Below are 9,912 nucleotides of genomic sequence, written 5' to 3' on the forward strand. Positions count from 1 at the left end.
GTGTCAGTCGACAAAATCATTGACTGATCCGCGGCTTTCGCGAGCAGGCTCGCTCCCACAGGGGATATGTTCGTTCAGATGCTGATGCGCGTCAGGTTGATGTCGGGTTCCTGGTTGACGCTCAAGTGCCGCACGATCGCTTCCTGCAAGCGGCTACACAACTGCGGGTCGGACAGCGGCTGGTTATGGGCGTCGGTGATGAAAAACACGTCTTCCACCCGCTCGCCGAGGGTCGCGATCTTGGCGTTCTGCAGCGACAGGTCGAACTCCAGGAAAATATGCCCGACTCGCGCCAGCAGGCCCGGGCGGTCCGGCGCGCTGAGTTCCAGCACGGTGACCTGGCGCTGTGCGTCGTTGTGGATCGTTACCTGCGGCGCAAAGGCGAAATGCTTGAGCTGGCGCGGAACCCGGCGCTGGATGATGGTCGGGTAGTCCGCCGGGTTGCGCAGGGCTTCGGTGAGTCCATCGCGAATCTGCTTGACCCGCGCCGGGTTGTCGCCAATCGAGTCGCCGTCAGTGTCGAGCACGATGTAGGTGTCGAGGGTGAACTGGCTGCTCGAGGTGATGACCCGGGCGTCATGAATGTTGAGGTTGAGCTGGTCCATCGCGGCCACGGTCACGGCGAAGAAATCGTGCTGGTCCGGGGCGTAGATGAAGATCTGCGTGCCGCCCTCGAATTCGCGCTGGGTGGTTTCCTTGATCAATACCAGCGGCCCGCCATCGGCCGGCTGCTGGAGAATCGCATCGGTGTGCCAGGCCACATCGCCGGCGGTATGGCGCAGGAAGTAGTCATCGCCCAGTTGCGACCAGAGCTGCTCGACATCATCCGGATCGGTGCCGCCGCGCACCAGGATGTCCAGGGCCGCGCTCTGGGTGCGGCGGATCTGTTCTTCGCGATCCACCGGGTTTTCCAGACCACGGCGCAGGGCACGCTTGGTCTCGGTGTACAGCTGGCGCAACAGGCTGGCGCGCCAGGAATTCCACAGGGTCGGGTTGGTGGCGTTGATGTCGGCCACGGTCAGCACGTAGAGATAATCCAGGCGGGTTTCATCGCCCACCGCCTGGGCAAAATCGTGGATCACCTGCGGGTCGGACAAGTCCTTGCGCTGGGCGGTGGTCGACATCACCAGGTGGTTCTGCACCAGCCAGACGATCAACCGGCTGTCCCACACCGGCAACTGGTGCCGCTGGCAGAACGCCTCGGCATCCACCGCGCCAATCTCCGAATGGTCGCCGTGGCGGCCCTTGCCGATGTCGTGATACAGCCCCGCCATGTAGATCAGCTCGGGCTTGGGCAGCTTGGCCATGAGCTTGCTGGCCAGCGGAAATTTCTCCGACACCTGGGTGTACTGCAACTTGCGCAGGTGTTTGATCAGGTTCAGCGTGTGCGCATCGACCGTATAGATGTGGAACAGGTCGTGCTGCATCTGCCCGACGATGTAGCCGAACTCCGGCAGGTAACGCCCGAGGATCCCATAGCGGTTCATGCGCCGCAGGTTGCGGTGTACGCCGATCTTGCACTTGAACAGCTCGATGAACAGGCTGGTGTTGCGAATGTCGTGGCGGAAGTCGTCATCGATCAGGTGACGGTTTTCCCGCAGCAGGCGGATGGTGTCGGCGCGCACGCCCTTGATTTCCGGCTGCTGGGCCATGAGCACGAAAATCTCCAGCATGGCGAACGGCGTGCGGCGAAACACGTTGGCGTGGCGCGCCTCGATGTAGCCGTCGTGCAACTGGAACCGGGAATTGATCGGCTGCGGCGGCGCCTCGTCTTCCGGCGCGAGGATGACTTCCTCGAAGTGCTGGATGATCAGTTCGCTGAGCTGGGCAATGCTCATCACCACGCGGTAGTACTGCTGCATGAAGTTTTCGATGGATTGCTTGGCGTCCTGCCCCTCGTAACCCAGCAGGCCGGCGATGGAGCGCTGGTGATCGAACAGCAGGCGGTCCTCGGAGCGCCCGGCGAGCATGTGCAGCGCGTAGCGGACCTTCCAGAGGAATTCCTGGGAGGAGGCCAGCAGGGCGTTCTCGCTTTCCACGAGGAAACCTTCGCCGGCCAGGGCGCGCAGGTTCAGCGTGCCGTACTGGCGGCGGGCGACCCAGAGGATGGTCTGGATGTCCCGCAGCCCGCCCGGCGAGCCTTTGACGTTGGGTTCCAGGTTGTACTCGGTATCGTTGTACTTGTGGTGGCGAGCCTTCTGCTCGGCGCGCTTGGCCAGGAAGAAGTCCTTGCTCGGCCACATGTGCGCCGTGCTGGTAACGTCGAGCATGCGCTGGCGCAAGCGCTCGGGGCCGGCGATGGTGCGGCTTTCCATCAGGTTGGTGATCACCGTGAGGTCGGCGCGGGCCTCGTCGGCGCATTCCTGCACCGAACGCACGCTCTGGCCGACTTCCAGGCCGATGTCCCAGAGCAGCGTGAGGAAACGCTCGATGGAATCACGGAAAATCTCGTGGTCGGCGCTCTCCAGCAGGATCAGCAGATCGATATCGGAGTAGGGGTGCAGTTCGCCGCGCCCGTAGCCGCCCACGGCCACCAGGGCGATGTCGGCGTCCTCGCTCCAGTTGAACTGCTCCCAGGCCTTTTGCAGGATGTTGTCGACGAACCAGGCGCGGTCCTCGATCAGCCGGCGAATATCGCGGCCACTGCGAAAGCGTTGGTCGAGCACTTCGTGGGCCTGGCGGATCGCCTTCTTGAATGCCGAAATGGGGCTTGCCTTCAGGGCCAGTTCAGCCTGGAACTGGCCGCGGTCGAAGAGTTCGGGATCCACCTGCGGCATTGAATGGCTTTCCTTTCTATCTATATCTATCGGATCGGTCAGGCTGGGCTCTGATCAGGCGGAGACACGGGGGATGGTGTCATCGCTGCGCAGGGTGAAGATCTCGTAGCCAGTCTCGGTGACCAGCAGCGTGTGCTCCCACTGCGCCGACAGCTTGCGGTCCTTGGTGATGGCGGTCCAGCCGTCGCCCAGTACCTTGGTGTCGGCGCGGCCCTGGTTGATCATCGGCTCGATGGTGAAGGTCATGCCCGCCTGCAGTTCCATCCCGGTACCGGCGCGGCCGTAGTGGAGGATCTGCGGTTCTTCGTGGAACACCTTGCCGATGCCGTGGCCGCAGAACTCACGCACCACCGAAAAGCCGTTCTTCTGCGCGTGCTTCTGGATCACTTCGCCGATTTCACCCAGGCGGCAGCCCGGTTTAACCAGCTCGATGGCCATGTACATGCATTCCTGGGTGACCTTGGACAGGCGCTCGGCCCACTCCGGAACGTTGCCGACGTGGAACATGCGGCTGGTATCGCCGTGGTAGCCGTCCTTGATGACGGTGACGTCGATGTTCAGGGTGTCGCCATCCTTCAACGGTTTCTCGTTGGGGATGCCGTGGCAGACCACGTGGTTGATCGAGGTGCAGATCGACTTCGGGAAGCCTTTATAGTTGAGCGGAGCCGGGATGGCCTTCTGCTCGTTGACGATATAGTCGTGGCAGATGCGGTCCAGCTCTTCGGTGGTGACGCCCGGCTTGACGTAGTCGGCGATCATTTCCAGCACTTCGGCGGCGAGTTTGCCGGCGACACGCATTTTTGCGATGTCCTCGGGAGTCTTGAGGGTGACGGTCATACAGGCTCTCTCTGCGCCCGACGGCGCTGTTCAAAACGAAATGGGCGGCGGATGATGTCGTTGCGGCCCTGAAAAAGGCGATTCTACCAGACGATCAGCGCAAATCCGCGCCTGCGTGCATCGCTTCTCTCTATAAGGGTGCGTATCCCAGGCAATGAACGGGCGGCGCGCAAGCGCTTCGCCAGGATTTCAGAATCCGGGTTTCGTTTTCGTCCTTGCTGTGGTATAAAATGCGCCGCTTTCCGGGGATGACCCCGTAAGCTTAAATCCACACACGTGTCGACACGATGACCTGGGTGCCTTCGGCCTTTACAGCCGCTGGTTGGTCATTGGGATACGTGGAGGCCAAACCCGACTTATCAAGGAACTATCATGTCCCAAGTCAACATGCGCGATATGCTGAAGGCCGGTGTGCACTTCGGCCACCAGACCCGTTACTGGAACCCGAAAATGGGCAAATACATTTTCGGCGCGCGCAACAAGATCCACATCATCAACCTTGAAAAAACCCTGCCGATGTTCAACGAAGCACTGACCTTCGTAGAGCGCCTGGCCCAGGGCAAAAACAAGATTCTGTTCGTCGGCACCAAGCGTTCCGCTGGCAAGATCGTTGCTGAAGAAGCAGCACGTTGCGGTTCGCCGTACGTCGATCACCGCTGGTTGGGCGGCATGCTGACCAACTTCAAGACCATTCGCGCTTCCATCAAGCGTCTGCGTGACCTTGAAGTTCAGTCCGAAGACGGTACTTTCGCCAAGCTGACCAAGAAAGAAGCGCTGATGCGCACTCGTGATCTTGAGAAGCTGGACCGCTCCCTGGGCGGTATCAAGGACATGGGCGGTCTGCCTGACGCGCTGTTCGTGATCGACGTTGACCACGAGCGCATCGCGATCACCGAAGCCAACAAGCTCGGTATCCCGGTCATCGGCGTTGTCGATACCAACAGCAGCCCGGAAGGCGTTGACTACATCATCCCAGGCAACGATGACGCCATTCGCGCCATCCAGCTGTACATGGGTTCGATGGCTGACGCTGTGATCCGTGGTCGCAACAATGTTAATGGCGGCACCGAAGTCTTCGCTGAAGAAGCTCCGGCAGCAGCCGCTGAGTAATTGACGCCCTGGCGTTGACTCAGTAAGCAAAAGGGGGCTTGGCCCCCTTTTTGCCACCTCGAAAACCACTTGTCGCCAGCGCAGCTACCTGTTTGTAACCTGCCGCGGTCTATAAGCAGTGGTTTTTCAGGAAGAATTGATCGCCCGTTCGGTCGGGTGGAATGGTTGAAAACCTATCCAAGAGGATTTTGAAATGGCAGAGATTACTGCAGCGTTGGTCAAAGAACTGCGCGAGCGTACCGGCGAAGGCATGATGGACTGCAAGAAAGCCTTGACCAAGGCTGGCGGCGACATCGAGAAAGCCATTGATGACATGCGCGCTTCGGGCGCCATCAAGGCTGCCAAGAAAGCCGGCAACATTGCCGCTGAAGGCGCGATCGGCATCAAGGATGACGGTAAAGCTGCCGTTATCATCGAAGTCAACTCGCAGACCGACTTCCTGGCCCTGCAAGACGACTTCAAAGCATTCGTTGCCGCCAGCGTCGAAAAAGCATTCGCCGACAAACTGACCGACGCAGCTCCGCTGATCGCCGCTCAGGAATCGGCTCGTGAAGCCCTGGTTGCCAAAGTAGGCGAAAACGTCAATATCCGTCGTCTGGTTCGCGTCGAAGGCGATGTTGTCGGTTCTTACCTGCACGGCAACAAGATCGGTGTTGTTGTGGCCCTCAAAGGCGGCAACGTCGAGCTGGCCAAAGACATCGCAATGCACGTCGCCGCCAGCAACCCTGAGTTCCTGCTGCCGTCGGAAGTTTCCGCTGACGCCATCGAGCGTGAAAAAGCTGTGTTCATGCAGCTCAACGAAGACAAGATCAAAGGCAAGCCGGCCGAGATCGTTGAAAAAATGGTTGCCGGTCGTATCACCAAGTTCCTGGCTGAAGCCAGCCTGGTTGAGCAGGCGTTCGTCAAGAACCCTGAAATCAAGGTCGGTGAACTGGCCAAGAAGGGCGGCGCTGAAATCGTTTCCTTCACCTACTTCAAAGTGGGCGAAGGCATCGAGAAGCCAGTAGACAACTTCGCTGAAGAAGTGGCTGCTCAGCTGGCTGCCAGCAAGCAATAAGACAGTTTGTATAACTGTCGCCCTGAAGAGGCTGCCCGCTCACGCGCGCAGCCTCTTTTCGGATAAGGATGCCGATTTATATTGGTTTCCTGTCGGAACTGGCTTACAAAGCCGTGTTCCGATGGCGCTGTGTCAGCGTCAAGCTAGAGTGAACGCAGGCTGCAAACAGCCCGCAACAGAATTTTTTGAAAAATACGCCGCAGGAGAGATTCGCAATGGCTCAGCAGGGCAGTGGTTATCAGGCTCGCTATAAACGCATTCTACTCAAGCTTAGCGGCGAGGCCCTGATGGGCTCGGAAGAGTTCGGGATCGACCCGAAGGTGCTGGACCGCATGGCCCTGGAAGTTGGCCAGCTGGTCGGGATCGGCGTTCAGGTCGGCCTGGTCATCGGCGGCGGCAACCTGTTCCGTGGCGCGGCGCTGAGCGCGGCGGGCATGGATCGGGTCACGGGCGACCACATGGGCATGCTGGCCACTGTGATGAACGCCCTGGCTATGCGCGACGCGCTGGAGCGTGCCAATATCTCCGCCATCGTGATGTCGGCCATTTCCATGGTCGGCGTGACCGATCACTACGATCGCCGCAAGGCCATGCGCCACCTCAATTCCAAGGAGGTGGTGATTTTTGCCGCCGGTACCGGCAATCCGTTCTTCACCACGGATTCGGCCGCGTGCCTGCGAGCGATCGAGATCGACGCCGATGTCGTGCTCAAGGCAACCAAGGTTGACGGCGTGTATACCGCAGACCCATTCAAAGACCCGCATGCCGAGAAGTTCGATCATCTGACCTACGATGAAGTGCTGGATCGCAAGCTGGGTGTAATGGACCTGACCGCTATCTGCCTGTGCCGCGACCACAAGATGCCGCTGCGCGTTTTCAACATGAACAAACCCGGGGCCCTGCTCAACATTGTGCACGGTGGCGCCGAAGGAACACTGATCGAGGAAGGCAAGCAATGATCAACGACATCAAGAAAGACGCTCAAGAGCGCATGCAGAAATCCCTGGAGTCCCTGAGCCACGCATTCGGCCAGATTCGTACCGGCAAGGCTCACCCGAGCATCCTCGGTAGCGTCATGGTGCCTTACTACGGCACTGACACGCCGCTGAGCAGCGTCGCCAACGTCACCGTGAAAGACTCGCGCACCCTGCAGGTCGTGGCTTTCGAGCGCAACATGCTCGCTGCTGTAGACAAGGCGATCCAGAGCGCCGGTTTGAACCTCAACCCAACCAACCTGGGCGAGCTGCTGCTGATCCCGATGCCGGCCCTCACCGAGGAAACGCGCAAAGGCTTCACGAAACAGGCCCGTAGCGCCGCGGAAGATGCGCGTGTTGCCGTGCGCAATATCCGTCGTGACGCGTTGGGTGAGCTGAAGAAGCTGGTCAAGGACAAGGAAATCAGTGAAGACGAAGAGCGTCGTGCCATCGCTGATATCGATAAGCTGACCAAAGAATCCGAGGCCCAGATCAGCAAGGCTACGGACGAGAAAGAAAAAGACCTGATGGCCGTATAAGGGTCTCGTTTTCATGGATAAGACCAAGCAGGCCGTGCCGTTCGCGGTACCGCGCCATGTGGCGATCATCATGGACGGCAATAACCGCTGGGCCAAGAAGCGCTTTATGCCCGGTGTTGCCGGGCATAAAGCCGGGGTCGACGCGGTTCGGGCGGTCATTGAAGTGTGCGCCGAGGCCGGGGTCGAGGTGCTCACCCTGTTCGCGTTTTCCAGCGAAAACTGGCAGCGTCCGGCCGATGAAGTCAGCGCCTTGATGGACCTCTTCCTCAAGGCGTTGCGGCGCGAAGCCAAGCGCCTCGACGAGAACAAAATCAGTCTGCGGATCATCGGTGATCGCTCGCGCTTTCATCCGGAACTGCAGGCTGCGATGCGCGAAGCCGAGACCGCCACGGCTGGCGCCGATCGGTTCGTGCTGCAGATTGCCGCCAATTATGGCGGCCAGTGGGATATCGCCCAGGCGGCCCAGCGCCTGGCGCGGGAAGTCCAGGCCGGTCACCTGCGGCCCGAAGACATCACGCCCGAGCTGTTGCAGACCTGCCTGGCAACCGGCGACCTGCCGTTGCCGGATCTGTGCATCCGCACCGGTGGCGAACATCGCATCAGCAATTTCCTGCTCTGGCAGCTGGCTTACGCCGAGCTGTACTTCTCCGACCTGTTCTGGCCGGACTTCAAACACGAAGCCATGCGCACTGCGCTGGCCGATTTCGCTTCCCGTCAGCGTCGTTTCGGTAAAACGAGCGAGCAGATCGAAGCTGGAGCCCGGGTTTAATGCTCAAACAACGAATCATCACCGCCCTGATCCTGTTGCCCATCGCCTTGGCTGGCTTTTTCCTGCTTGAAGGCGCCGGCTTCGCCCTGTTCATCGGTCTGGTCGTGACGCTGGGCGCCTGGGAATGGGCGCGGCTGGCAGGTTTTGCTGCGCAGTCGGCGCGCATGATCTACGCCGCAGTGGTCGCCGCCATGCTGTTCATCATGTACCTCGTGCCTGGCATCGCGCCGTGGGTGCTGGGGGCGGCAGTGCTGTGGTGGGCGACGGCAACCTTCCTGGTGTTGACCTACCCACGCACTACGCACCACTGGGCCAATGCCGCGACCAAGCTGATGATCGGCCTGTTGATCCTGCTGCCGGCCTGGCAAGGGCTGATCTGGATCAAGCAGGGCGCACTGGGCAACTGGCAGATCATGGCGGTGATGGTGCTGGTCTGGGGGGCTGACGTTGGTGCCTATTTCTCCGGTCGTGCCTTTGGCAAGCGCAAGCTGGCGCCGAAGGTCAGTCCGGGCAAGAGTTGGGAAGGTGTCTACGGAGGCCTGGCCCTGAGCCTGGTCATCACCGCTGTGGTCGGTTTTGTGCGGGACTGGACCGTCGCGCAATTGCTGATGGGCCTGTTCGGCGCGGCCCTGGTGGTTTTCGTATCGGTCGTCGGCGACCTGACCGAAAGCATGTTCAAGCGCCAGTCCGGGGTCAAGGACAGCAGTAACCTGCTGCCAGGCCACGGTGGTGTACTGGACCGTATCGACAGCCTGACAGCCGCGATCCCGATCTTCGCCGTGCTGTTGTGGATGGCGGCACCGTGAGTCGTCCTCAGCAGATTACCGTTCTGGGGGCCACGGGCTCCATTGGACTGAGTACCCTTGATGTCATCGGTCGGCATCCGGAGCGCTATCAGGTATTCGCCCTTAGTGGCTTCACCCGCCTGAGCGAGCTGCTGGCGCTGTGCATCCGTCACACGCCGCGCTTTGCCGTGGTACCACATGCCGATGTGGCGCGGGCGCTGCAGGACGACCTGCGCGCCGCTGGCCTGCAAACCCGTGTGCTGGTGGGGGAGGAGGGCCTTTGCCAAGTGGCTTCCGACCCTGAAGTCGACGCCGTGATGGCGGCGATCGTCGGGGCGGCGGGCTTGCGTCCGACGCTGGCGGCGGTGGAGGCTGGCAAGAAAATCCTGCTGGCGAACAAGGAAGCGCTGGTGATGTCCGGTGCACTGTTCATGCAGGCGGTGCGCAAAAGCGGCTCGGTACTGCTGCCCATCGACAGCGAACACAATGCGATTTTCCAATGCATGCCGCAGGATTTTTCCCGCGGCCTGGGGGCGGTCGGCGTTCGGCGGATTCTTCTGACAGCATCTGGCGGTCCATTCCGGCAGACACCCCTGGAAGAATTGGTGCATGTTTCCCCCGAGCAGGCTTGCGCTCACCCGAACTGGTCCATGGGGCGCAAGATCTCCGTGGACTCGGCCAGCATGATGAACAAGGGGCTGGAGCTGATCGAGGCCTGCTGGCTGTTCGATGCCCGGCCGTCCCAGGTCGAGGTGGTGATCCATCCGCAAAGCGTGATTCACTCCCTGGTGGACTATGTCGATGGTTCGGTGCTAGCCCAGTTGGGCAATCCGGACATGCGTACGCCGATCGCCAACGCGCTGGCCTGGCCGGAGCGGATCGATTCGGGGGTGGCGCCGCTGGACCTGTTTGCCATCGCCCGCCTGGATTTCCAGGCGCCCGACGAGCAGCGGTTTCCGTGCCTGCGCCTGGCGCGGCAGGCAGCCGAGGCGGGCAACAGTGCCCCGGCCATGCTTAACGCGGCCAACGAAGTGGCGGTCGCGGCGTTTCTCGATGGGCGTGTC

At 60.8% G+C, this 9,912-nt stretch carries 9 protein-coding genes; 7 read left to right on the top strand and 2 right to left on the bottom strand.

Going from position 1 to position 9,912, the window contains the following annotated elements; genetic code table 11:
* Positions 1–74: 74 nt before the first annotated feature.
* Both ACE04F_RS07630 and map read right to left on the bottom strand, forming a co-directional pair.
* The gene (locus ACE04F_RS07630; protein ID WP_486105659.1) at positions 75–2,777 is read right to left on the bottom strand and encodes a [protein-PII] uridylyltransferase; all 2,703 of its coding nucleotides are present in this window, start codon (positions 2,775–2,777) and stop codon (positions 75–77) included.
* A gap of 54 nt (positions 2,778–2,831) precedes the next feature.
* Entirely contained in the window at positions 2,832–3,614 is a 783-nt protein-coding gene (gene map / locus ACE04F_RS07635; protein ID WP_486105660.1) for a type I methionyl aminopeptidase, read from the bottom strand.
* Between the two features lie 372 nt (positions 3,615–3,986).
* Between map and rpsB the strand changes: the two genes are divergently transcribed.
* The 7 genes from rpsB to ispC form a co-directional block, all read left to right on the top strand.
* Complete coding sequence (rpsB, locus tag ACE04F_RS07640; protein WP_003198231.1) at positions 3,987–4,724, top strand: 30S ribosomal protein S2; 738 nt, start codon at positions 3,987–3,989, stop codon at positions 4,722–4,724.
* A gap of 193 nt (positions 4,725–4,917) precedes the next feature.
* Positions 4,918–5,781: a translation elongation factor Ts gene (gene tsf, locus ACE04F_RS07645; RefSeq protein WP_024619613.1), complete on the top strand. Its 864-nt coding sequence runs from the start codon at positions 4,918–4,920 to the stop codon at positions 5,779–5,781.
* A gap of 215 nt (positions 5,782–5,996) precedes the next feature.
* On the top strand, positions 5,997–6,740 hold the full coding sequence (gene pyrH, locus ACE04F_RS07650) for a UMP kinase (protein ID WP_039591983.1): 744 nt from the start codon (positions 5,997–5,999) through the stop codon (positions 6,738–6,740).
* The gene (gene frr, locus ACE04F_RS07655) at positions 6,737–7,294 is read left to right on the top strand and encodes a ribosome recycling factor (RefSeq protein ID WP_305499089.1); all 558 of its coding nucleotides are present in this window, start codon (positions 6,737–6,739) and stop codon (positions 7,292–7,294) included. Before pyrH ends, frr begins: the two co-directional genes overlap by 4 nt.
* 13 nt (positions 7,295–7,307) lie before the next feature.
* Complete coding sequence (uppS, locus tag ACE04F_RS07660; RefSeq protein WP_486105661.1) at positions 7,308–8,063, top strand: polyprenyl diphosphate synthase; 756 nt, start codon at positions 7,308–7,310, stop codon at positions 8,061–8,063.
* Positions 8,063–8,869 carry a phosphatidate cytidylyltransferase gene (locus ACE04F_RS07665; RefSeq protein ID WP_434572113.1) on the top strand — a complete coding sequence of 269 codons (807 nt, stop codon included), beginning with the start codon at positions 8,063–8,065 and terminating at the stop codon, positions 8,867–8,869. Before uppS ends, ACE04F_RS07665 begins: the two co-directional genes overlap by 1 nt.
* The coding region (gene ispC / locus ACE04F_RS07670; protein ID WP_486105662.1) for a 1-deoxy-D-xylulose-5-phosphate reductoisomerase at positions 8,866–9,912 on the top strand (1,047 nt) is incomplete at its 3' end. The genes ACE04F_RS07665 and ispC, both read left to right, overlap by 4 nt.

The sequence above is a fragment of the Pseudomonas sp. AGC41 genome (genome assembly GCF_057334555.1).